Consider the following 23,109-nt stretch of genomic DNA (forward strand, 5'->3'; position numbering starts at 1 on the left):
GCTCAGACAGCCACCGAATGCGGGCTGCGCTCCTGATCCGTACCCGGCACCGGCGCGGAAGGATCCGCACCCAGCTCCACGATCCGGTTGTCCGCGTCCACGTGCACGACCCGCGGCTTCAGCGCCCGCGCCTCGGCGTCATCGACCTGTGCGTAGCTGATGAGGATCACCAGATCCCCGGGGTGCACGAGATGCGCGGCGGCCCCGTTGATCCCGATCACCCCGGACCCGCGCTCGCCCTCGATGACGTAGGTCTCGAGCCGGGCCCCGTTGGTGATGTCCACGATGTGGACGAGCTCCCCGGGCAGCAGATCGGCGGCGTCGAGCAGATCGGCGTCGATGGTCACGGACCCGACGTAGTGCAGGTCGGCCTGCGTCACGGTGGCCCGGTGGATCTTGGACTTGAACATGGTGCGAAGCATGAGGAAACTCCCGGTTTGTCTGCTCCCTGCCTGCTTCCCGCAGGTCAAGGGCGGTCTCCGGAGCCTACAACGATTCGCATGTCCGGTCAGCTTTCCCCAGGTCTTGCAGGACTCATACCTGACCGTTTGCTGACCACGTCTCGGCCGGTACCTCGTCGAACAGGCTGCGGGTGTGGCCGACCTGTTCCAGCCCGTCGGAGGTGAAGGGTGTGGGACTGCCCTGCACACCCTCGGAGGGCCCTTCGAAGATCGGCTGTTCCGCAACGACGGTGAGCTCCTCGGGCTGGTTGGATACAGCCGTGTGCGGACCGTTCGCGTTCGGCATGAAGACTCCTCGGGTGAGTCGCCTGAAGGCACGTAAGGGCATTCGAGATGTCCGGGTGCGCAGCGGTCCTCACCCCCAGGCCTGGGCCCTGAGGAACCTCGCCGGTGTGGTGGCCAGGTGCGGGGGTGGGTTTCGTACATGCGTGCCGCGACGAGGAGGCCGGCAGCTGCGGTGAGGGCGGCGATGGCGTAGATGGCGGTGGTGAGGCCGTAGGCGTCGGCGAAGATGCCGGCGAGGAGGGCGCCGACGGCGAAGCCGCCGTCTCGCCAGAGGCGGTAGACGCCGACTGCGCGGGCGCGCCAGGCGGGGTGGGCGACGTCGCCGATGACGGCGAGCAGGGTGGGGTAGACGAGGGCGGTGCCGATGCCGAGGAGGATCTGGGCGGTGGCCCAGACGGCGAAGGTGGTACCGGCGGCGACGAGGGCGATGGCGGCGGCCTGGAGCAGCATGCCCATGGTGATGAGGTGCTTGCGGCCGATGTGGTCGGACCACCAGCCCGTCAGCATCTGGCCGGCCCCCCAGACGGCGGGGTAGAGGGCGGCGAGGATGCCGATCTGGGCGATGGACAGGCCGTGGGTTGCGAAGAGCAGGGGGAAGATGCCCCAGGCGAGGGCGTCGTTGCAGTTGTTGACGAGTCCGGCCTGGCTGGCGGCGGAGAGGGCTTTGTCGCGGAGGCTGCACAGGCGGGCGATCTGGCCGGTGGTCAGTTCCCCGTCGTGACCGCCGGCTGCGGGACCGGTGTGGCGGACGGCTTCGAAGCGGGCGTAGTCGCGGGTCTCGCGTACGGCGAAGGCGGACAGGCCCAGGGCCAGGACGGCGTAGGCGGCCCCAAGGAGGAACGGGGCGGGGCGCAGTCCGGCGTGTTCGGCGATGGCGCCGGTGGCCACGGCGGTCGCCGCGACGGCGCCGTATCCGGCGGCTTCGTTGAAGCCCATGGCGAGTCCCCGGCGTTCGGGGCCGGCCAGGTCGATCTTCATGATGACGGTGGTGGACCAGGTCAGGCCCTGGTTGATGCCGAGCAGGATGTTCGCGGCGATGATCCAGCCCCAGCTGGGGCCCCAGGCGAGCATTGCGGGCACGGGCAGAGCGATCAGCCAGCCGGCGATCAGGACCGGCTTGCGGCCGTACCGGTCCGACCAGGTGCCGGCGAAGAAGTTGGTGACGGCCTTCGTCGCGCCGAACGCCACGATGTAGGTGAGGGCGGCGGTGTAGGCGGAGAGGTGGAAGACGTCGTCTGCGAGCAGTGGCAGGACGGTGCGTTCCTGGCCGAGCATCCCGCCGACGAGAGCGTTGACCGCGACGAGCAGGGCGAACTGGGGGAGGTTGGCCCGTAGTCCGAGGCGTATGCCGGAGCCGTTACCCGCATCGCCGTCTGCGTGGATGCTCACGCACCCTCCTGGAGGGGGCGGTGGCCTTGGCCCAGCCGACCGGGCCGCCGTCGAGGACGGCGAGATCGCCGGCCGGCTCTGAGGGAAGACAGTCCCCGGCGGTCCTCGTCGATCCCCATGAGCCATCAGCCGTCGCCGATGCCTCCCCCGGTCGACAAGATCCGTCGGGGGCCTGGCCAGAGCCTGGACAAGGGTCACGCGGGCCTCTGGACGTCTCCAGAAGGAGGTGCGGCTCTTTCCGGTATTCCGGTGTATCAGTAAGTTTCCTCCCCGTTTCCTCACCGTCAAGGGTTTGCTCCGCTTCCGTGCGGTGGCCAGATCCGGCACCACCGCACGGATGGGTCCCGGACGTAAGCTGAGAGGGACCCGTGTCGGGTTCGGTGTGCGCCCGACGGAAGGTGCCGTCATGACCGCATGGCCGATTCCACCCGGGCCCGGTGCCACGGCCTGGGCACCCGAGACAGTCACGGCCGACCCGTACAACGCTCAAACGCCGTCGGCCGCGCTGACCGAGCCGGTGACGCCCGTGGGCGCGTTCTTCGTACGCGATCACTTCGCCATCCCGCGGACCGCACCCCGCCGGTGGCGGCTACGGCTCGGTGGGGCCGTGGCCGCGCCGTTCGACATCGGCTACGACGAGCTGATCGCGATGGAGCACCGGGAACTGGACGCCGTCATGGAATGCGCGGGCAACGGCCGCAGCCTGATGACACCCCGCCCGCCGGGCCTGCCCTGGGGCCAGCGGGCGGTCGGCTGCGCACGATTCGCGGGCGTGCCGTTCCGCTCCCTCGCCACCCGGGCCCGGATCGAGCCGACAGCGATGGAAATCGTTTTCACCGGAGCGGACTCCGGCACGGCGCACGGCCGCCGGACGGCCTTCGAGCGCAGCCTCCCGCTCGCCGTGGCCCTCCACCCGGACACTCTCCTCGCCACCCACATGAACGGCGAGCCGCTCGCGCCCGAGCACGGGGCCCCGGTCCGCCTGGTGGTCCCCGGCCGGTACGCGGTCGCCGCCGTGAAGTGGCTGATCGAGGCGCGGGCCGTCACGAAGCCGTTCACCGGGGTGTTCCAGGCCGAGGAGTACGTCTACATCGCGTCGCGCGGGACCCCCGAGGGTCCCGTGACGACGGTGCGGGTCAAATCGCTCATCACCGCACCCGAGCCGGACACGGCCGTCCGCCGTGGTCACGAGACCGTCGTACGCGGCAAGGCCTGGTCGGGCGACGGGGTGCCGGTGCGAAGGGTCGAGGTGCGGGCCACGTGCGAGGACGACGGCGGTGACGAGGGCGACGGCGGAAACGGAGATCAGGGCTGGCGCGCCGCAGTGCTGGAGCCGCCGACCGGGCCGTACGCATGGACCGGCTGGTCGTACCGGTGGACGCCGCAGCGGCCCGGCCCGTACCGGCTGCTGGCCCGCGCAACGGACGGGCACGGCGACACCCAGCCGCCACGGGCGCCGTGGAACGCCCATGGATACGGCTGCAACCCCGTGGCATCCGTCGAGGTGGTCGTCGTATGAGGGGCTCAGGAGACGGCGTACGCCGCAACGAGCACGGCACGGGGAACGACGATGCGATGCCGCAGGGTGATGGAAATGAACGAGATCGAGGTCCTGACCACCGCGTCGCTGGGTGACACCAGCTATCTCCTCGTGAGTGGCGACGAGGCCGCGCTGGTCGACCCGCAGCGGGACAGCTGGGGACTGGTGGCGTCCTGTACGGACAGGGGGGTGCGGATCCGGTACGTCCTGGAGACGCATGTGCACAACGACTACGTCTCCGGCGCTCTGGAGGTCCGCGCGGCGACCGGCGCCACGGTGGCCGGCCCGGCCCGCGCGCCGTACGCGTTCGACCACCTGGCGATGGCGGAGGACGACGAGATCGCCATCGGGGATGTGACCGTACGGGCGATGGAGACACCCGGGCACACCGCCGAGCACACCTCGTACCTCGTCTTCGACGGCGCGGGAGAGACGCCGACGGCCGTCTTCACCGGAGGCAGCCTCCTCGTCGGCAACGCCGGGCGTACCGACCTGGCCGGCGACGACCACACGGAGGAACTCGCCCGCGCACAGTTCCGGACGCTTCGGCGACTGGCACTGCTGCCGGACACCACCCGGGTGCTGCCGACGCACGGAGCGGGCAGTTCCTGTGCGGCCGGCCCGGTATCGGCGGACAGGACCACCACCGTGGGCGCCGAGCGGCGTACCAATCCCACGCTGGTCACCCAGGACGAGGAGGAGTTCGTCAGCAGGCGGCTGTCGGGCCTGGCTCCGTACCCCGCCTACTACCGCTACATGGCGCCGATCAACCGATCCGGGCCGAGCGTGCTCGGCGGTCCGCCCACGCTCCGGCCGCTCACACCGGCCATGGTGGAGGGACTGGCCGGGGGCGGTGCACAGATCGTCGACGGACACGACCGCAGAACGTTCGCCGCGGCCCATCTGCCCGGCTCGGTCTGCGACGAGCTGGACGACCGCTTCGCGAGCCTGGTCGGCGAGTTCGTGCCGTTCGGCACCCGACTGGTGCTGGTGCTGCCGGAGCCGGCCGAGGACGCGGCCCACGAGGCGATGCTCCAGCTGTTGCGGATCGGATACGAGAACGCCGCCGGGTACCTGGCGGGCGGCACCGATGCCTGGGCCGCCGCCGGGCGGCCCCTGCGCAGCTTCCCCACTGCCGACGCGTCCGAGCTGGCCGGGCGCACGGCCGGAAAGCAGGTGCTCGACGTGCGGCCGGAGCGCCCGGAGGGCGGAATCCCGGGCACGCTCGCCGTGCCCCTGGCCGAGCTGCCCCGGCGGCTCGGTGAGCTGCCCCGTGACCGGGAGACCTGGACGGTGTGCGAGAGCGGACGCCGGGCGACCATCGCGGCGAGTCTCCTCGACGGGGCGGGCATCCCCGTGAGGGCGGTGATCCGGGGCGGCGTGCGGGACCTGATGACACACGTGTGACAGCGGACCATAGGAGAGAATCATGGGCACCAACGGATACGCACATCCGGAGACGCTGGTGGACACCCAGTGGCTGGCCGCCCACCTCGACGACGGGACGGTGCGCGTCATCGACGTGGACGAGGACACCACGGCATACGAACAGGGCCACATCCCAGGCTCCGTGGGCTGGAACTGGACCAAGGACCTGCACACGGCCGTGGGGCGGGACTACCTCGACCATGAGGCGCTCGGAAAGCTGCTCGCCGAGGCCGGCGTCGCGTATGACACCACCGTGATCCTGTACGGAGGCAACAACAACTGGTTTGCCGCGTACGCCTACTGGATCCTGCGGCTGCGCGGCTTCCGCAAGGTGAAGTTGCTCGACGGCGGCCGCAAGAAGTGGGAGTTGGAAAGCCGGGAGACGACTCAAGAGGTCAGGCAGTACGAGCACACGGACTTCACGGTGACGGGCCAGGAGAACCCGCAGTTCCGCGCGCTGCGCGACGAAGTGCTCGAGAGCGTGGGGTCCGCCGTTCGCATGGTCGACGTCCGGTCCCCTGAGGAGTACCGGGGCGAGAAGCTGGCGCCGCCCCACCTGCCGCAGGAACAGGCCCAGGTGCCCGGCCACATCCCCGGAGCGGCCAACATCCCCTGGGCGCAGGCGGCCAACGACGACGGGACGTTCAAGTCGGCCGACGAACTGAAGGCGCTCTACACGGGGAAGGGCATCACCCCCGACCGTGAGGTCATAGCCTACTGCCGCATCGGTGAGCGCTCCTCGCACACCTGGTTCGCGCTCCACGAACTGCTCGGCTACCCCGACGTCAAGAACTACGACGGCTCCTGGACCGAGTACGGGTCGCTGGTACGTGCTCCTGTCGAGATGGGGTGACGCGGAAATCCTTACACCGTCTGGATGTGCTCCCGGGGCAGCGCGTGGAAGGGGCAGTTGGCCAGAAGGATGGCCTCGCCCTCGTGGTGCGGCTCAAAGGCGTACCGCTCCAGTACGTCGAACGCGCCCGTTCTGTTCTGCCGGCCCAGTTGAGTGCCGAGTTCTTCGGCCTTGCGGTGTAACACGGCCCGCACCGGTTCGCCGGGCGCATCGGATTCCGCCACGGCTTGGGCGAGACGGGCTCAAAGTGACCTGCCCCGCCGCTCAGGGGGCGATCTCGAACTTCGGGGGCTCTATGTCCTTGAGGCAGTCGGTGTTCGGGGCCGTGGGGGTGTTGAAGAAGGAGACGGCGATGGACTGGGCGCACTTCGACGTGGCGAGGACGACGTGGGGGTTGTACGGGATGGTGACGACGGTGGCCCGGGGCAGGGTGCGGGCCACGTACGTGCCGCTCTCGGCGCCGGTCTGGGAGTCGAATCCGCCGGACAGGACGAGGGTGGGGATGTCACTGCGGGTGACGTCCCGGGCCGACGGCGGGACCGCGGGAATGTCCCAGCCGACGCAGTCCGGGCGGACGAAGGTGAATTGGGGGGGCTGTTCCAGTACCGAGCGGGGGAACGTGGGGTAGGCCGCCAGGGCGGCCCGCATGGATTCCGCCTCGGTGTCGTACGGCACCATCGAGCTGCAGAACACGCCGTACTCCAGGCCGTGGGAGATCCGGCCGTCGAGCTCCGGGGTGACCCTGCTGGCCGCCCACTGTTCAGCGATCCGCCGCGGATTGCCGTGGGCCAGTTCGTCGAGGGAGCGGGGCACGCCGGGGGCCACGTGGGTGGCGGTGGCCATCCAGTTCATCAGGGCTCCGCCGTCCAGAACGACCTTCACCGGCTCGGGGCTGCCGGGGGTCGTGACGGTGGTGGTGATCGGTTTGGCCGTGAGCTGATGGATCATTCTCTCGAAGGTGGCGGGCAGGTTCGGATAGCGGCGGTTGCACTCCGGCTGCTCCGCGCAGGCCTTGAACATGCTGTCGATGCCTTGCTTGGCGCTGCTCCATGCCTGCGCGAATGCCGGCTTGGACGGTGGCAGGACGCCGTCGAGGGCGACCGAGCGGATTCCCTCCGGGTGGTCGCGCATGTAGCCGAGCGCGAGGTGGGTTCCGTAGGAGATGCCGTGCACGTTCCATTGCGGGATGTTCAGTGCGCGGCGGAGGTCGGCGTAGTCGGCTGCGCTCTGCACGTCGTTGTACGCGCCCAGGTCGACGCCGCGGCCGGCGAGTTGGTCGTGGCAGGCCTGTATCGCCCCGAGGTGCTCGCGCTCGGTGGACGGCGCGTTGTAGACGAGGCCCACGGCACGTGCTTCGAACTCGTCGATGTTGCGGCAGGTGAGCTCCGGGTCGGCCGAGTAGGTCCCTCGCTGGGACATGAGGATCACGTCCCGGTCACTGTTCAGGCCGCCGTCGATGATCATCTTTGCCTGGCTTACTGCGTCGTTGCCGGGCCCGCCGACGAGTACCACGATCGGGTCGGGCTTCGGCTCGCTCGAGACCGCCGGCACGATCGCGACACCCAGGGTGATCTTCCGGCTGTCCGCCTTGGCGCGGTTCTCGGGCACGGTGAGCGTGCCGCACCGGGCCCCTTTCAGCTCCTCGACCGGTTCCGGCGTCCTCGGGCAGGGGCCCGGCTCGTATCGGGCGTCGCCCACGGTGCGGGCGGCCGTGCCGCTCGCACCTCCGGGCGTCTCCCCCTGTGCGCTCGCCGGCACCGCGAGCAGGCCGGTCACGAGGATTCCGGTCGCCGCTGCGGCCGACCTGGAGCGCAAGCGTCTTACACGTGGGCGTGACATCTGTCCTCCGGATCACTTCGGGGTGATCGTGAACGGCTCCCACCTCTGGTCCGCCACGCAGCCGGTGTCGGGCGCGGTCGGGCGGGCGAGGAAGGACGCCAGCACCTTCTGGGCGCAGGGCGACTGCGGGACCACCCAGTGCCCGATGCCGGGGACCTGCACGCTGGTCGAGCCGGGCAGCTGACGGGCCGTCTTCTGCGCCCAGCTCGGCCCGGTCTTCATGTCACCCGTCCCGTTGACGAAGAGCGTCGGCACCGCGCTGACGGGCGCCACCCGCATCTGGGCGGTGCGGTCCGGGACGTTCCAGACACGGCACACCTGCTCCTGGAAGGCCAGTTGGGGTGCCTGGGACAGGACCTCGTCCGGCCAGGCGGGGAACGCCTCGCGGCCCGCCTTCAGAACGTCGGATGCCGAGTGGTCCGGCACCCACTCGGCACACACCACCGAATGCGTCAGACCGTGGGCGCTCTGGCCGACGACCGGGGCCGAACCGGCGGCGCGGGCCCGGGCGAAGCGCTCCGGGTTGCCGCGGCCGAGTTCATCGATCGCCGCCGGGACGTCCTTGAACGGAATCGCCTTGGCGACCAGCAGGTTCAGCAGCGCGCCGCCGTCGAGGACGACCTTCACCGGGTCTCCGCCCTGCGGCGGCCGGACGCTCAGTGTCAGCGGCTGGGCCTCCAGCTTGCGCACCTGCTCGTTCAGGGTGCGCTCGATGTCCGGGTAGCGGCTCTTGCAAGCCGGCTCCGCCGCACAGGCCTTGTAGAGGTTCTCGAGGCCCTCCCGGGCACTGGCCCAGCCGAACGGCAGGGAGACGTACTGCGCAGGGGCGACGGAGTCGAGCGCCACCGCGCGGATCCCCTGGGGGTGCAGGCGCAGGTAGGTCAGGGCCAGGTTGCTGCCGTAGGAGTGGCCGTAGACGTTCCACTGCGTGATCCCGAGCGCCGTGCGCAGGTCGGCGAAGTCGGCGGCGTTCTGGGTGCTGTTGTAGGCACTCAGATCGGTTCCGTCGGCCGCCAGGCGGTCCCGGCACTGCTTCACCGCGTCGAGCATGAGCCGCTGCGTCTGCGGTGCGTAGGAAGGAAGCCCCACGGACGTGGCATTGAAGCGGTCCAGCTCCGGGCAGGCGAGGTTGGGCTTGTCGTAGAGATTGCCGCGCTGGCCCATGACGATCAGTTCACGGTCCCGGTTCAGGCCGGAGGAGACCAGGAACGGGATGTCGTCGAAGACCTCGCCACCGGGGCCGCCCGCCATGAACACCACGGGGTCCTGGGCGGGCTTCGCGGAGGCGGCCGGGATGACCGCCACGGCCAGCCGTATCGTCCGGCCACCGGGACGGGCACGGTTCTCCGGAACCTCCAGGAACCCGCACCGGGCCGTGTCCAGCGCCTCGATCCGCTCGGGCATCGTCTTGGGACAGGGACCCGGGACGAAGCGTGACGCGGGGGCCTCGCCGGGCCCGGCGATGTGGGTGGTACCGGCGCGGATCGGTGCCGCGCCCGCCGCACTCGGGGCCATCACTGTCAGGAGACCCAGAGCGGCCGCGGCAGCCGCCGCCCCGGTACGGAGGCTGCGCAGTGCCATGCGATCCCGTTCCTCTGCCGATCAACGGCTACCCCGCAGGGCTACGCCGTGGCGATATGAGTGGAACGCACACAATCGACGCTAACAGGCGGCCCAACGACCCGCACACGGACGGACAGCGGCCACGGGCACCCACCCCATGCCCCTCTCGGCCACGGCAGCATGACGGTGGCCGCCGCCCCGGCCGACCTTCCCCGGCTAGGGCGGGACGCGGCACGTGTTGACAGCCATCCCCCGGCTCCTCCGGCTCGGACCGCTGGGGAACAGACCGGTGACGGTACGCACGAACTCTTCGCAGACCTCCTGCTCAGCGCCCGCGCTTGTCATCGCACGCTGGGTACCGAAGCCGGGTTCGCTGCCTACCTGTCCGCCTGCGCGCCGACCGGAATCGCAAGCGGAAGCTCATGGCCCTTCTCGACCAGCACGGACTCCGGACGCCGCCGCGGGACACACTTCCGCGCCAGGCTGAGCGTTTGCTGACCTCAGTGTGACCAGAAGGGCCCTGACCTGCACGGATGCCCAGATGTCAGGTGTTGGACCTGAACATGGTGCGCATCATCGAGGTACTCCTGGATCAGCGCACGCGCCGGGGCTACCTGGCGGCGGCCTCAGCTCTGGGGCGCACGGTTCCCTCCACCCCGGATGACGCCAAGCTAAGGGCTGTCCCGCAACGGACTTGGAGGGACAGGGCTGGTTGAGCCCGGCGGGACGGGTGTAGGCGGATAGTGTGGAGCGGCGCATCGGAGTGGCGGTCTTGGGGGGACGAGTGGGACGCAGCAGGCTGCCTGTGGAGAACGCAGGCGAGGGCGATCTCTGTCTCTTCATCGAGCCGTACGGTGAGGACTTCTACCTGAAACCCGGCGAGGTCTTCACAGTCGCGCCTGAAGCCGAGGGGATCGATGTCTGGTTCTCCACCCTCGTCTGGGAGGGAGGCATCACGGTGTGGCCCTATGAGGACGGAGACCCGACCAAGATCGTCCTGGAGTACACAGTGACGGACGCCAACGGGACCCGGCTGGAGTGCGGTCACCAGAGGCCCCCAAAGCCGGCTGGCTCTGACGTGGCTGAGCTGGGTTGACCCTCTCGGTCACTGGGTCAAAGCAAGATTCTGCAGCTGGGCGATGCCCAGCACGGCGTGGTGGACGCCGTCGCCTCTGAGGCGGCAGTCACGGAGGATCTTCCACGTTTTCATACGTGCGAAGACGTGCTCGACTCGGGCGCGGACCTGTTTGTGAGACCTGTTGTGCTCTTCCTTCCAGGGCGTGAGTTCGGCCTGGCCGCGCTCACGGCGGTGGGGGATCACGAGGCCAGTCCCCGGGTAACCGCCGTCGGCAATCGTGACCACGTCACCGACGGAGGCCTTGGCACCGGACTCCTCCCAGGCCTTGCAGTCGTTGCGGTTTCCGGGCAGCGGCCGGCCGACAACGACCACCCGGCGGGTGTCCGCGTCGATGACGACCTGATGGTTGGTGGAGTAGCGGTAGTTCTTGGATCGCTGGGCGAGGGTGTGATCGCGAGTGGGGATGAGCGTGCCATCCACAATGAGCACAGTGCCCTTGCGGAAGCGTTGCCGCTGTTTCAATGCCAGGCGCGGCCCCAGGTCATCAACTACTCGGTCGACCGTGGACTTCGAAACGCCGAACAACAGACCGAGCTGTCGCATCGTCAGGTTGGTCCGCCAGTACGCAACGACCAGCAGTACACGGCCCTCGAAGCAGAGCGCCCAAGGACGTCCCGAGCGTGCTGCATGTGCACTTCGACGGCGCAGAGCAGTGACCAGCTTGCTGAACTGTCGAAGGGTGAGGCCGCTGAACGGACGTATCCAGGACAGCTCAGACGCAGTGATCACAACAGCCACGGGGCGATCGTCCCACCCATGAACACCGTTACGGGACAGCCCTTAGCCCCCGGACATAGCCGCGTCACGCGTGCCGAGGATCTGGTCGATCAGACCGTAGGACAGCGCCTCTTCGGCGGTGAGGATCCTGTCCCGCTCGATGTCCCCGCTGATCTCCTCCTCGTTCTTGTGGGAGTGCCGGGCGAGCATCCCCTCCAGCTGCGAGCGCATCCGGATGATCTCGTTGGCGACGATCTCCAGGTCGGACAGCTGCCCCCGGCCGGTGCCGCCGGAAGGCTGATGGATCAGGACCCGTGAGTGCGGCAGCGCCATGCGCTTGCCCGGCGTACCGGCGGCGAGCAGCACGGCCGCAGCGGACGCGGCCTGCCCCATGCAGACCGTCTGGATGTCCGGCTTCACGTACTGCATGGTGTCGTAGATCGCGGTCAGAGCGGTGAACGAACCACCGGGCGAGTTGATGTAGACGGAGATGTCGCGGTCCGGGTCCATGGACTCGAGGCAGATGAGCTGAGCCATGATGTCGTTCGCCGACACATCGTCGATCTCGGAGCCGAGAAAAATTATCCGCTCCTCGAACAATTTCGCGTAGGGGTCGTATTCGCGAATTCCCTGCGAGGTCCGCTCCGCGAACCGCGGAACGACATATCGCGCGGACGACCCTAAGAAAGCATTGATGCACCCACCAGATCCCCGCGTCTGCGTTTCGTCCATTTCCTTTCCCTTCTGCGAGTTGAACGAAGTCGCTCAGGCCGAGCACCCGCACGAGGTCACCCCACCCAGGTCATGGGTACACGGGGAAGCGGCGGGCGGGGAAGGTGTTCCGCTCTGGGCTCACTGGATCACGGCGCCCCAACCCTGCGGCCCGTACGCCTCCTTGCCCTGGAGAGCCTGGTACGCGCCTCTCCCACCAGCGGTCTCCCGATGGTTCCGGGCCGGCATCGGAGCATCCGCCATTACGCCCCGGGCGCCCGAGAGGTCCAACGGACCCGGATCTCGCCGCTGTCCGCTCGCGTGGCGGCCCGGGTCCGCTCGGGCGGGTCAGCCGACCTCACGACCGCCCGGGAGTGGAGTGGGGCGGGTTCTCGCGGCGAAGACCCACCGGTTGGCGGCGAGCACGTCGTTCGGCTCGGACAACGGACCGCGGCCGTGCAACGTGGTGAATTCGTACGGGCTGCATACCGTGACCGTCCAGCCCCGGGTCGTGAGTTCGGCGGCCGAGTCCGGCCGGCGGCCGGCGGCGAACAGCGCCGGCAGGTCGATGCCGAGCCGCTGCCGGGCAGCGAGATAGACCGGGGCGCTCCGGACCGCCGCGGATTCGGCGACGACTTCCTTCAGCTCGTACGCCAGTGTGCTGCCGGGGGCGCTCAGTGCGTGCACGCCGGCGACGAGCCGCCGCTCGGCATCGGCCGGCAGATAGAGCAGTAGGCCCTCGGCGAGCCAGGCGGTCGGTGCCGTCGGGTCGAAGCCCGCGCGGATGAGGGCTCCGGTCCAGTCCCCGCGCAGGTCGGCCGGGATCGTCCGGCGCGCCGCCGTGGGCCGTGCGCCGGTGTGCTCCAGGACCTCGTGTTTGAACGCCAACACCTGCTCGGTGTCGATCTCGTGGACTGTGCAGTCGGTCGGCCAGTCGAGCCTGAAGGCCCGCGTGTCCAGGCCCGCGCCCATCAACACCACCTGACGCGCACCCGCCCGTGCGGACCGGAGCAGATGGTCGTCCAGAACCCGTGTCCGCAGGCCGAAGTAGCGGCCCAGTCGGCCCCAGAGGGGGTCGGCCGCGCCATCGGGGACCTGGTCGGGGTGGGCCGGCCAGCCCGCCGAGACGGGGGCGGCGCGGACGAAGTGCCCGGCCAGCGGGTCGCGCGCCAGGGCGTCCGGTCGATGGGTCTCGATGGCGCGGGCGGCCGCGACGAGGAGTGCGGTGCGGCCCACACCGACGCTCACCCCGCCGGGGGCACCGCTGTCCGCGTGAGCACCCCCTGACGGGGCTTCGGACAGGGCCGTCAGCCTCCGGACGCCGGGCACGGCGGCTCCTCCCGCCGCTGTTCGGGCGCCGCCCAGGCCGCGGGATCCTCCCGGGACAGGGTCCGGGCACCGTACACGGTGCGGGCGAAGCCCAGCACCTCGTCGTAGGGCAGGTGGAGCGAGGTGGTGCAGTCCGAGAGGACGGTGATGTGGTGACCCTTCTGGAAGGCCGTGCGGGCCGTGGAATCCACGCACACGTCGGCGAACAGGCCCGCCAGGACGAGGTGACCGATGCCCCGGGCCCGCAGGTGCTGCTCGAAGCCTTCGGCGAGGAAGGCGTCGAAGCAAGCCCGCTTGGTGAAGACCCGCTCGCCCGGGGCCGGGAAGACCCGGTGGAACTCCGCTCCCCAGCTCCCCTCCAGACACTTGGGCGGCCTGCCCCGGCGCTGATCGCGCGAGCGCCAGGCGGGCCCTTGGTGTGCGGGGTCACCGAAGAAGCGGACGAACAGCACCTCCACGCCCCGGCTCCGCGCCTCGGCCACCGCCCGCAGGCTGCCCTCGGTCACGCGGTCCAGGTCGGTGGGATCCCCCGCGAAGCGGGCGGTGGCGACCGGGCCGGTACAGAAGTCGTTCTGCAGGTCCACCACCACCAGCGCGGTGGCGGTCCCGTCGTCCGTGTCCGGACCCGAGGCCGTGGCGCCGCTCACGAGCTGTGGTCCAATGCGGCGTGAGCCAGGCCGGCCGCCCGGGCCGTGGTCAGCAGGTCGACCAGCGCGTCGGCCACGGCGGCGGTGGAGTGCTCACCGCCGAGGTCCGGGGTCCCCACCCCTTGGCGCTCCAGCTCCGTGAGCGCTGCCTCGACTGCTCCGACGGCGCCCGGGACGCCCGCGTGCCGCTCGGCGACCAGCGCGGCCGCACGGATCGTGGCCACCGGGTTGACCAGATCACGGCCCGCCAGGTCGTCGGCAGAGCCGTGCACGGTCTGGTACTCGACGGGTCCTGCGTCGCCGAGACCGAGGTAGACGTTCTCGGTGCAGCGGTTCTCCTGCCGTTCGGCGCCGAAGCGGTCCAGCAGGACGACGTGCATGATGTCGGCCCACTCGTTGCCGGCGATGACCAGGGTGCGCTCGGGCAGGCCGTGGGCGATCAGGTTCCGGTTGACCGTGTCGGGCTGGAAGACCTCGATGCGCAGGCCGAGCCGGTCCGCGACATCTGCCACCCAATGGTCGAACGCACCGTCCAGCAGATGGAACTTGTAGGCCATGACGACACGGTCGATCCGCCCGTCCGGCCACTCCCGCCGGGCCCGCCGCACCGCGTACTCGATGACCGCCTCGGTGATGTCCCGGCTGAACGTGAGGGTGCGGGTCAGCCGGCCCGGGGCGTGCTGGTTCTCGCCCGTGTAGAAGCCCTGGGCTTGGTCACGCACCAGCAACACGGAGGTTCCGTCGGCCCGGAGCAGGTCCACCTTGACGGCGCGCAGACGTTGGCGCACCAGGTAGAGCGACTGGGCGTTGATGGCGGTACGGAAGAGCGCGGTGGCACCCCGGGCGGCGAGGTTCCTGCAGAAGTCCTCGTAGTGGTCCGCGTCCTGCGCGGTCAGCCACTGGACGCGGGCTGGATCGCCCTCGGTACGCAGCGAGACGTACGAGTGGTAGAGACGGTCGGGCCGTATGATCCGCACCCCGGTCGGGAGGTCGGCGGTGAGCGCGGCCAGCACCTGCTCGAAGACGAGGGCGAGCTCCGGGCCGGTACCCCGGCCGGTCGCGAGCCCGATCACGGGCACGGCCGGGGCACCGGCGCCGGGGCCGCCGGCACCGGTCTGGTGGCCGAGCACGGTCAACGTGCCACGCCTGAGACCAGCCGGTCTCCGGCGATGTCGGCCCTCTCGGGCCGGTAGTAGTCGCGGATCGCCTCGGCCCAGACCGCCACCTCGACACGGTCGCCGTCGACCGGGCCGAGAGCGTCGAACAGTGCCTGGATGTTGGGGAGTTCGAAGCCGATCGCGGTCATCAGGGCGACGAAGTCGGGGCGGGTGACCATCCGGTCGCCATCCGGGTCGCCGAGCCCGGCCAGAGCCTCGGCGAACTCGTCCACCACGGCGTCGAACCGCTTCGGGTCGAGCACCACGGCCGTGAACTCCTCGGGACTGATGCGGCCGTCGCCGTCCGCGTCCAGCTCACGCACCAGGGTCTCCCAGTAACGGCCGAGCGCGGCCGTGAGGCGGTCCTTCGCGTCGGCACCGGCGTGCGGCAGTGCGGCCGCGACCCGGCTGCTCATCAGGTCGAAGTCCGCCGACTCGATGACGCCGTTGCCGTCGACGTCGAAGACCGAGAACACGAGTCCGATGCGGTCGGTGGCCTCGAAAGTGGGCATGGCGGAACGCCTCTCAGTCCGAAGGAGGGGATCGCGGCCGGGAATCACGGCCCGGGCCGTTGATCAGTATCCGGTCCCAGCAGTCACACGAGGGCGCCAGCGGACATCAGGCGGACCATTGCACCCCATCGAGCTAATTCACCGTCAGTCGGATGACCCCCGGAGGAACAGGCGTCGGACCGAGCCGAGCTCCTCGCCGGGCGGACCCTCCGCCCATGTCTGCCTCAGACGCTCGACAACGCCGTCCTGCGTGCCGCGGCCGGCCGCCGTGGTCGGCCTGTACACGGAGGCGCCGGAGCAGGAGCGGGGGCTGCTTGTCAGCGGAAGATCGCCATGGCCTGTACCTCCAGCACCGCCTCCTCCGCGTTCCAGTCCTGGACCTTGCCCAGGCAGCGCGCGGAGAAGGGGCCCTTCGGCACCTCGTTGCGCAGCCCCTCCGTGGCACAGGTGACCCGTACCCGCGGCCCGCGGGCGGGGTCTTCGGGGTCTCCGTACGGGGCGAGGAAGACCGTGCCCTCCGGGGTGTCGTCGATCTTGCGGAACCGGCCCCGGATGAGCACGAAGTCCTCGATGTCCCGCAGCCGTATGTCCCGGCGTGCCGGGCCGGGACGGGCCGGCCGGGTCTCGGGGGCGGCGGCGAGGGCCTTCGCCAGGGCCTTGTTGCGCAGGACCGTCTGGTTGACGAGATCGACGTGGACGATCACGTCCTTCTCCTCCAGCACGTCCATGACCAGGCCGATCACCGATATGGGCTCGGCGACTTCCAGGTACCTGCTGACGACCTCGCGGTTCTCCCGCCGGCCCGCGTCCGCGCCGACCCCGAAGACCTTGGTCCGGATCGTCCCGTCCTTGCTGTCGCTGGTCCGCTGCTCGACCTCCCGGCGCAGCGCGGCCGCGTAGCCGCGCATCTGGTAGTGGTCCATGACGGACTTCTCGTGCAGGTAGAAGCAGATGCTGTAGGTGAGGTTCTGCCCGGCGGAGCGGCCGCCTCCGGTGAGCCAGGACAGGGCGAGCACCACGAGCGTGAGCGCCGCGCCCGCCGTCAGCAGCCACAGGAGCATCCAGGGCCACCAGACGCCCCACCACTCCTCACTCAGTACAGCCACGGGTCTCCTTGAAGGCGTTCAGCAGTGACTGGGCGGTGGCGTCGGCCATCCGTCCGCCGGTGGCCCGCGCCGCGCGGTCGAGTTCCCGGGGGTCGGCGTCGCCGTAGCGAACGGTGTACGTGTGGACGGCCCGGGCCGCCTCGGGCAGCGCCCGGTACCGGTCGAGGAAGGCGTCGAGCCCGGTCCCGGCGTTGTTCTCGCCGTCCGTCATGAGGACGACCGAGGCGCCCTGCCGGGGGGAATCCCGTACGAGTTCGGCCGCTCGGCCGTAGGCGTGGTCGAGTGCGGACCACACCGCGGTGTCCTCTCCGAAGTCGTCGGCGGCGACGGCCTGCCGCAGCAGGTCCAGATCGGCCTGCGTGCGGTAGGTGATGGTGCGTTCGTCCAGCACCCGGCCGGCGAAGCGGATCACCGTGAACGACTCGCCGCGGTGGAACCGGAGGAACTTGCCCGACCGGGAGTCGTCCGCGCCGCTGAGCCCGGCGAACGTGGCGCGGAGCGCGGCGATGCGCTCGCCCGCCATGGACATGGAGAAGTCGAGGACGAAGAACACCCGCGCGGGCGGCGCGCCCTCGGCCTTTCCGTAGTCGGCGAGCAGCCGGTCGAGCACCTCCTGCCGGTCGGGGAAGTACAGGGCGTTGCCTATGGGCGGGCGGAGGGATTCGATCCGGGGGACGGCGGGGTCGACGGGCCGGCGCAGCGTGCGTTCCATGATCTTCTTCTGGACCGGTCCGCTCTTCAGCCAGGCCACGAGCCGGTCGTAAGCGACTCTCTTCGCCGGGTCGAGGAGCAGCAGGGGGTAGTCGGCGAGCACCATGCCGTCCTCGGGGTGGACGATCTGCAGCGGCTCGCGCAGCCGCCCGCCGGCGTTGAGCGCGAGGAGCTCGGACTCGTAGGTGACGAGTGCGTCCAGCTCGCCCTGGCGTCGTACGAACCCGTCAGCGAGGGCGGGCGGCGAGTCCTCGGTGAGGAGGTGCCCGGTGAAGAACCCCCGGAGCCGTTCGCAGGAGACGTCTTCGGGCCGCAGGGCGGAGCCCGTCCCCGCGGCGGCCGTCGCGACGCCGACGAGCGCGGCCAGGCCGCTGTCGGTGTGCCTGGGGTCGGCCATACCGAAGGTCAAGGAGCCGTCGGCGGCGGCGTCGGCCACGTCGGCCCAGGAGATCCGGCCGTCGGGTGCGCGCTGCCGCAGCCGGTCCGCGGCGGCCCGCTTGAGGCCGATCGCCACCGGGGACCGCATGATGCTGGTGGCGAGCGGGTTCTCGGTGCGGGGTCCGGCGGCCTTCAGCCTCAGCTGGAGGGGGCGGTCGGAGGCGAGCCAGGCGAGGTCGTGCCCGTGGCGGGTGCCGGTGAGCGCCCGGACCACGTCGTCCGTGCCCCGGTGGTCCATCTCCAGCGTGATCCCGGTGTCGCGCCTGAGCTCGTCCAACAGGGGCTTCATGTCTTGGAGTTCGGCATCGGCCAGCACCCGCAAGGTGACCGGCCGGTCGCCGGACGGCGTGCATGCCGTGCCGGCGAACAGCCAGAGCAGGCCCAGGCACAGCGCGAGCAGTCCGGTCGTCCGACTGCGCCCGCTCATCCGGGTGGCCCGCCCGACACGTCGGCGGCCGGGCAGCCGCCGATGCGGGAGATCATCCGCTCCAGGTAGCGGATGCGGGGCATGGGCGAGCGGGTGTCGTTGCCGGCCACCGAGGGCACGGGGATGCGGCGGTCCTCCAGGAACCGGGTGAGCTGGTCGCCCGCCACCTTGCCGGCCGGGTCGAGGATCCGGAAGCCCAGCTCCATCGCGCGGCGCCGCAACCCGGGGTCGTGGGTGAGCAGTTCACCGAGCCGGTCGCCGTCCCGGTTCAGCGCGATGAACTCCGGCTGGGTGACGAACTGGGTGGAGGGGTAGAGCAGCACCCGTTGGGTGTCCAGCCGCTTGGACTCGGCCAGGACCTGCGCCTGGTAGGTGAGGTACTGGTGCTCGTACGCCACGACGAGCGGGGCGATCCCCTTGCCCTCCGGGGAGATGTACGTACGGAACACGTCGGAGGCCGGCAGCCCGTGCTCCATGAGGGGTGCGATGGCGTCGGCGCGGGCGTCTGCCTCCTGGTCGGTCGAGGGGACCTCGCTGCCGTTGCCACGCCGGGTGTACGAAACCAGCGCCAGGTAGGTGCCGGCCGAGTTGGACTCGCAGACGTCCGGCGACTGGACCACGATCCGGTTGTCGTTCGAGATTCCGTGCCGTTGGATGCCCAGGCCGTTCCAGCGCTTCCCCTCGTTGATGCCGGAGAGGAACATGCCCATGTCCAGCACGTAGTAGAGCGGCCGGCCCGGGGCGCCGTCGGCGGAGGAACCGGGCTGTGGGGTGGCGATCCCGGCTTCGCGCAGCGTCTCGGCGTACTCCCGGTAGGTGGCGAGCACGATCGGGCTGACGAAGGGGCGGTGCACCTTGGCGTACTTGTTCTCCGCGGCGAGCCGGGTCGTGATCAGGTCGCCCGCGGGCTGGCCGGAGGGGAAGACGAAGTCGTACCCGGACAGGTCGCGGACGGCGACTTCCCGCGATCCGGCGCTGGTGATGTGCAGCCGTATGTGGTGCCGCAGGAGGATGCGCTGGACTTCGGGGTCCTCGAAGTAGTCCCGCTTGGAGGCCATCCGGCCCTCCAGGGTGACGATGCGCTCGGCCGGCAGGGCCGCGTTCCCCGACTCGGCCAGCAGCGCGCCACCGATCAGCACGACCGCCAGAGCGGGTGCCAGGACGGCCCCGAGTCTGCGTCTGGGCCACCGTGAGGACACCGGCCGCCCGACGGCCAGGCGCGGTTCCTCGACGACCCGTAACTCCCCGCCCACCGACACGCTCCCCCCTCGGCGCTGCTCCCCCGCACCGCCGGGAGCGTACCCGCGCGATCTGGTGTCCGATACTCAGTTCGCCGAGAATTCGCATGCCCGCTCGAAGCGGCCGTCCCGGACCGGCCACGTGGTCGCCCGCGCCTTCCGCCACGGCGACGGGAGCCGCGCCGTCGACCTGCGCACCGTCACCGTCGCCGTCACCGTCACCCCGTGGCGGACGGCCCCGGATGGCCCTGGTGGCTGAAGGCGGCCCAGATCGCCGGGCGGTGCAGGTCCGGGCCGCGGGTCAGCTCTTCGAGCAGGCTGTCGCCGAGCGATCCCGGGTTCCGGCGCTCCGGGTCGAGCATCCACGTCTGAGCGGCGTGGAGCGCGTCGACCGGGCTCATTCCCCCGACGGTCAGGTAGTGGTGGAACACGGCCATCATCAGCGCCGCGCCCGAGTCCTGGGCTGCCCACCGGGAGCCCACCACGTCCCGTGCGCCGCTCGCCACGAAGGCGGTCGTCAGGGTGAGCGCCTCGTCGTGGTCGCGCCTGCTCAGGTCCGTCTCGCAGGCACTGAGCACGACCAGCGGCCCGTCCGGGGAGTCCTGTCCGTCCGTCTGGCGGTCGAGGAGCCGGGAGACGGTCAGCAGGTCGGTGGGCCTGCCCTCCTCCTCCCGGTCACCGTCGGGAGCCAGGCGCAGCGCGGAGGTCATCGGGTTGGTGCCGGCCGAGCCGTGGCACGCCACGTGGAGCAGGGACGGAGCACCGGCGAGTGCGTCGAGGAGGTCGTCCGGAGTGCCGGTGGCCGCGGGCTCGGCGGGCGGTTCGTAGAACTCCCCGTACAGGCGCGCCCGCGGGTAGAGGGACTGCTGCAGCGCCGCCACCTCCAGCTCCGCGTACGGCAGGCTCATGGTGGGGTCCGACACCAGGACGGGGGCGTCGGCCGGGGCGCGCCGGCCGCGCCGGACCGCGTTCAGGAACTGGCTGCCGGAGGCCGCGTAGCTGATGACCATGATCTGGCAGACGTAGTCGCCGGGGGCCTCCGCGGGCAGGCGGGCCGCGTGCCAGGGCACGATGCCGAGGCGGCCGCAGGGCACCAGCACGATCCTGGGCGGGCCGGGGCGGTCCTTGCGCCGGTTCTCGTTCTCGGCCAGCCGTTCCGCGATGCCGCTGATCACGGGGAGGATCACCGCCTCCGTCGCCCAGTCGCAGAGATCGGACAGGGCGCCTTCCCAGGTCTGCGCGGCGGCCGGGTCCCCGGGTCGCTCCTGGTGGGCTGCCGCGGCGTCGAGGTAGTGCTCCAGGGGGCCGCTCTGCTCTTCGGACAGGAGGGGCAGTGCCCGTACTCCGGTGCCGATGTCCGGGCCCACGACCACCGCCATGCCCGGTGTGCCGGCCTCGCCCGCGAGCAGGTAGACCAGTGCGTCCGCGTTGCCCTCGGCCACCCCGGCCTTGAGCTCGTCGACCGTGGGGGTGCGGAAGAGGGCGCCGCCCGGTTCCCGCGGCCCCAGGGCCTCCAGGGCGCGGCGCCGCAGGGAGCTGGGCAGCTCCCAGAGGAGCGTGTCGGGCGCCCCACCGGTTCCGGTTCCGGTGCCGGGTCCGGCTCCGTCGCGCCGGCGTTCCGCCGCCCGCCATTCGCCCGCGAGGTCGTGGTGGCCGCGGGACTCCAGCAGTTCGGGCACGGCCCGGGAGGTGGACGCCGCTTTCAGGACCAGGGCGCGGCCCAGTTCGAGCGCGGCGACCGCATCCTCGACGCGGCCCTGGGAGGCGGCCCAGATGGCGGCCCGCACTCCGCGGTCGGAGCCGGACCGGGCGGCCAGCAGGGCGTGGTCGGAGCCGGCCTGCAGGATGACCTGCCCGGCGAGTGCCGTCAGCGATTCCAGGGCCGCGTCCGTGGCGGCGTCCCGGTCCGCCGGGTCCTGGGTGTGGTGCCGGCGGCGGCGGTAGTTCTCCGCGAGCTGCCACAGGGCGGGGGCGGCGAGCTGCGGCGCCCGGCCCAGCCGGACGTCGTCGCGCACCTGCTCCAGTCCGCTGATGGCGGCGTCCAGATCGGCGGGGTCACCGGTGGTGGAGTGCCGGAGGGTCGCCGTCAGGGCGGCGAGGTAACGGGTGCCCGTCGCGGCGCCCGGGGCCGGCGGAGCGGCGTCGGGCATGAGGCCGGGGGTGTCGCCCAGCACGGACCGCGCGGCCTGGAGCGCTTCACGGAGCGCCACCAGCTGTTCCTGGGGGAACCCGTGTTCCGTCGCGGGCACGCCCGCGAGGGCGGCCTGCTGCCGCGCCAGGCCGCGCACGAGCATCCCGGCGTCGCCGGTGCGCTCGGCCAGCGTGGTGAGCGTGGCGCTGTGGACGAGCTCCACCAGCCAGCGGAAGGAGTGCTCCGGGGGCGTCTCCCGTTCGAGGGCCTCCACCTCGCCCACCAGCCTCAGGTACTCCTCCTCGTTCTGCGTTTCCTCCTGGGCGGCCATTCTGGTGAACAGTTCGTGTGCACGGACGGCGACGGTGAGTTCGGCCCCTGCGGGATCCCCGGCCGTCCACTGCGTGAAGTGCTCCATGATCGAGGCGAGCTGGGCATGGGCCTCGCCGGTGTCCGCCCGGCTGCCCCCGAGCGGCCCGGCGGTCTGGAGCACCATGCGCATCAGGTTCTCGATCTCGGAAGCCCGGCCGTGCCCCGTGGGCAGGCTGTCGAGCTGCCCGCCCAGCCGGTGCAGGAGCCGGCTGAGGGACTCGGGGTCGCCGGTTTGCAGGGCCTCCTGCAGGCCGAGCAGGGAGGCCAACCAGGCGCCGGTGACCGCCGTGTCGGCCTCCGGCTCCGGCTGCTGCTCCGACTCCGGCTCCGGCTCCGGCTCCGGCTGCTGCTCCGGCTGCTGCTCCTGGCCGACGGCCCCCGGTGCCGACGGCTCGCGCGATCCGGCCGGGGCGGCCGGATCCGCCGGGTCGGGCATGGTTGCCACGAGGCCCAGCAGGGTCCGCAGCTGATCGCCGAACGGCAGTCCGGGGGGCAGCATGGCCAGCAGCTTCTCGGGTTCGGAGAGGTCCGTCTCCACCATGTACGCCAGTACGTCCTGCGCCTGCCCCAGCATGGCGTGGAGTTCCGGCGGCAGCGGCAGCTGCCCGGCCTCGGCGGCCAGCGCGGCCATCCGGCCCGCCTCTGCGGCGGCACCCTCGGGCCCGGCCGCCATCGCCCGGTCGAAGACGGACCAGAAATCCGGGGGCGCCCCCGCCGGACGGCCCGGCTCCGCATGACCCGACACCATCATCAGGAACATCGCCGCCCACCGCCTGGCGTCCTCCGAGGTGCACTCCCCGGCGGCCGTCGTCCGGTCCCGCACCTCCTCGAGGAGACGCCGGGCCCGTTCCGGGTCGTCCGGTGTGCCGCGTCCGGTGGCGTGGCGGGTGGCGAGCAGGCCGCCGAGCACCAGGGTGACCCTGCCGAGCAGCTCCGGGTCGTGGTCCAGGAGGGGCCGCAGCCGCGAGAGTTCGGTGACGGACGCCTCGAACTCCTCCCCGGACACGGGGGCGCCCTCGCCTCCCCCTCCCATCAGCCGGGCGGCCCGTTCGGCCGCTTCCTCGGCCCAGGCTCGAAGTGCCCGGACCCCGCCGCTCTCCCCGTCCACCGCCATGTC

19 protein-coding genes and 1 pseudogene are annotated in these 23,109 nt (G+C 71.1%); 5 read left to right on the forward strand and 15 right to left on the reverse strand.

The annotated features are described in order from the left end of the window. Positions 1–2: 2 nt before the first annotated feature. Complete coding sequence (gene panD, locus AC07A6_RS05850; protein ID WP_386274959.1) at positions 3–422, reverse strand: aspartate 1-decarboxylase; 420 nt, start codon at positions 420–422, stop codon at positions 3–5. Positions 423–851: 429 nt separating this feature from the next. Then, positions 852–2,543, reverse strand: a pseudogene (locus AC07A6_RS05855) (MFS transporter); the annotation flags it as partial. Here AC07A6_RS05855 and AC07A6_RS05860 point away from each other — a divergent pair. The 3 genes from AC07A6_RS05860 to AC07A6_RS05870 all read left to right on the forward strand — a co-directional run bounded on the left by AC07A6_RS05860 (position 2,542) and on the right by AC07A6_RS05870 (position 5,956). After that, a complete protein-coding gene (locus AC07A6_RS05860; RefSeq protein ID WP_386271649.1) occupies positions 2,542–3,654 on the forward strand; it encodes a molybdopterin-dependent oxidoreductase in 1,113 nt (370 codons plus the stop codon). The pseudogene AC07A6_RS05855 and the gene AC07A6_RS05860 overlap by 2 nt on opposite strands. 75 nt (positions 3,655–3,729) lie before the next feature. After that, positions 3,730–5,082, forward strand: a complete 1,353-nt coding sequence (locus tag AC07A6_RS05865) for an MBL fold metallo-hydrolase (RefSeq protein ID WP_478776233.1) — start codon at positions 3,730–3,732, stop codon at positions 5,080–5,082. A gap of 22 nt (positions 5,083–5,104) precedes the next feature. Next, positions 5,105–5,956 (forward strand): sulfurtransferase, encoded by an 852-nt coding sequence (locus tag AC07A6_RS05870; RefSeq protein WP_362466028.1) that lies wholly within the window; start codon positions 5,105–5,107, stop codon positions 5,954–5,956. Between the two features lie 11 nt (positions 5,957–5,967). Here AC07A6_RS05870 and AC07A6_RS05875 read toward each other — a convergent pair whose 3' ends face one another. The 3 genes from AC07A6_RS05875 to AC07A6_RS05885 form a co-directional block, all read right to left on the reverse strand. Further along, the gene (locus AC07A6_RS05875; protein WP_478776234.1) at positions 5,968–6,141 is read right to left on the reverse strand and encodes a hypothetical protein; all 174 of its coding nucleotides are present in this window, start codon (positions 6,139–6,141) and stop codon (positions 5,968–5,970) included. A gap of 79 nt (positions 6,142–6,220) precedes the next feature. Continuing rightward, positions 6,221–7,732, reverse strand: a complete 1,512-nt coding sequence (locus AC07A6_RS05880; protein ID WP_478776235.1) for an alpha/beta hydrolase — start codon at positions 7,730–7,732, stop codon at positions 6,221–6,223. Between the two features lie 75 nt (positions 7,733–7,807). Beyond that, on the reverse strand, positions 7,808–9,376 hold the full coding sequence (locus AC07A6_RS05885) for an alpha/beta fold hydrolase (protein ID WP_478776236.1): 1,569 nt from the start codon (positions 9,374–9,376) through the stop codon (positions 7,808–7,810). A gap of 787 nt (positions 9,377–10,163) precedes the next feature. On the opposite strand from AC07A6_RS05885, the gene AC07A6_RS05890 reads away from it, so the two are divergent. Beyond that, positions 10,164–10,454: a hypothetical protein gene (locus tag AC07A6_RS05890; RefSeq protein ID WP_478776237.1), complete on the forward strand. Its 291-nt coding sequence runs from the start codon at positions 10,164–10,166 to the stop codon at positions 10,452–10,454. A 9-nt stretch (positions 10,455–10,463) separates the two neighbouring features. Here the strand turns inward: AC07A6_RS05890 and AC07A6_RS05895 are convergent, their stop codons facing one another. The 9 genes from AC07A6_RS05895 to AC07A6_RS05935 form a co-directional block, all read right to left on the reverse strand. After that, complete coding sequence (locus tag AC07A6_RS05895; protein ID WP_478776238.1) at positions 10,464–11,234, reverse strand: transposase; 771 nt, start codon at positions 11,232–11,234, stop codon at positions 10,464–10,466. Positions 11,235–11,276: 42 nt separating this feature from the next. After that, entirely contained in the window at positions 11,277–11,945 is a 669-nt protein-coding gene (locus AC07A6_RS05900; protein ID WP_478776239.1) for an ATP-dependent Clp protease proteolytic subunit, read from the reverse strand. A 327-nt stretch (positions 11,946–12,272) separates the two neighbouring features. Beyond that, a complete protein-coding gene (locus AC07A6_RS05905) occupies positions 12,273–13,172 on the reverse strand; it encodes an SAM-dependent methyltransferase (protein ID WP_478776240.1) in 900 nt (299 codons plus the stop codon). A gap of 59 nt (positions 13,173–13,231) precedes the next feature. Then, complete coding sequence (locus AC07A6_RS05910) at positions 13,232–13,900, reverse strand: cysteine hydrolase family protein (RefSeq protein ID WP_478776241.1); 669 nt, start codon at positions 13,898–13,900, stop codon at positions 13,232–13,234. Further along, positions 13,897–15,036, reverse strand: a complete 1,140-nt coding sequence (locus AC07A6_RS05915) for an isocitrate/isopropylmalate family dehydrogenase (RefSeq protein WP_478776242.1) — start codon at positions 15,034–15,036, stop codon at positions 13,897–13,899. Before AC07A6_RS05915 ends, AC07A6_RS05910 begins: the two co-directional genes overlap by 4 nt. Then, complete coding sequence (locus AC07A6_RS05920; protein WP_478776243.1) at positions 15,033–15,569, reverse strand: EF-hand domain-containing protein; 537 nt, start codon at positions 15,567–15,569, stop codon at positions 15,033–15,035. Before AC07A6_RS05920 ends, AC07A6_RS05915 begins: the two co-directional genes overlap by 4 nt. A gap of 317 nt (positions 15,570–15,886) precedes the next feature. After that, the gene (locus tag AC07A6_RS05925) at positions 15,887–16,675 is read right to left on the reverse strand and encodes a hypothetical protein (RefSeq protein WP_478776244.1); all 789 of its coding nucleotides are present in this window, start codon (positions 16,673–16,675) and stop codon (positions 15,887–15,889) included. After that, positions 16,659–18,251 carry a vWA domain-containing protein gene (locus AC07A6_RS05930; RefSeq protein WP_478776245.1) on the reverse strand — a complete coding sequence of 531 codons (1,593 nt, stop codon included), beginning with the start codon at positions 18,249–18,251 and terminating at the stop codon, positions 16,659–16,661. Before AC07A6_RS05930 ends, AC07A6_RS05925 begins: the two co-directional genes overlap by 17 nt. Further along, entirely contained in the window at positions 18,248–19,504 is a 1,257-nt protein-coding gene (locus AC07A6_RS05935; protein WP_478776246.1) for a hypothetical protein, read from the reverse strand. The genes AC07A6_RS05930 and AC07A6_RS05935 overlap by 4 nt, the downstream gene beginning before the upstream one ends. A gap of 61 nt (positions 19,505–19,565) precedes the next feature. On the opposite strand from AC07A6_RS05935, the gene AC07A6_RS05940 reads away from it, so the two are divergent. Beyond that, entirely contained in the window at positions 19,566–19,748 is a 183-nt protein-coding gene (locus AC07A6_RS05940) for a hypothetical protein (RefSeq protein WP_478776247.1), read from the forward strand. Here AC07A6_RS05940 and AC07A6_RS05945 read toward each other — a convergent pair. Beyond that, positions 19,708–23,106 (reverse strand): CHAT domain-containing protein, encoded by a 3,399-nt coding sequence (locus AC07A6_RS05945; RefSeq protein WP_478776248.1) that lies wholly within the window; start codon positions 23,104–23,106, stop codon positions 19,708–19,710. The two genes, AC07A6_RS05940 and AC07A6_RS05945, sit on opposite strands and share 41 nt — an antisense overlap. Positions 23,107–23,109 lie beyond the last annotated feature (3 nt).

This window comes from Streptomyces sp. NPDC044002 (genome assembly GCF_056434525.1).

What these genes read in the sequence shown, in the direction of transcription:
- AC07A6_RS05865 (WP_478776233.1), top strand. Translation starts at nt 3,730, where the DNA reads ATGAACGAGATCGAGGTCCTGACCACCGCGTCGCTGGGTGACACCAGC.
- AC07A6_RS05860 (WP_386271649.1), top strand. Translation starts at nt 2,542, where the DNA reads ATGACCGCATGGCCGATTCCACCCGGGCCCGGTGCCACGGCCTGGGCA.
- AC07A6_RS05920 (WP_478776243.1), bottom strand. Translation starts at nt 15,569, where the DNA reads ATGCCCACTTTCGAGGCCACCGACCGCATCGGACTCGTGTTCTCGGTC.
- AC07A6_RS05870 (WP_362466028.1), top strand. Translation starts at nt 5,105, where the DNA reads ATGGGCACCAACGGATACGCACATCCGGAGACGCTGGTGGACACCCAG.
- AC07A6_RS05885 (WP_478776236.1), bottom strand. Translation starts at nt 9,376, where the DNA reads ATGGCACTGCGCAGCCTCCGTACCGGGGCGGCGGCTGCCGCGGCCGCT.
- AC07A6_RS05930 (WP_478776245.1), bottom strand. Translation starts at nt 18,251, where the DNA reads ATGAGCGGGCGCAGTCGGACGACCGGACTGCTCGCGCTGTGCCTGGGC.
- AC07A6_RS05900 (WP_478776239.1), bottom strand. Translation starts at nt 11,945, where the DNA reads ATGGACGAAACGCAGACGCGGGGATCTGGTGGGTGCATCAATGCTTTC.
- panD (WP_386274959.1), bottom strand. Translation starts at nt 422, where the DNA reads ATGCTTCGCACCATGTTCAAGTCCAAGATCCACCGGGCCACCGTGACG.
- AC07A6_RS05945 (WP_478776248.1), bottom strand. Translation starts at nt 23,106, where the DNA reads ATGGCGGTGGACGGGGAGAGCGGCGGGGTCCGGGCACTTCGAGCCTGG.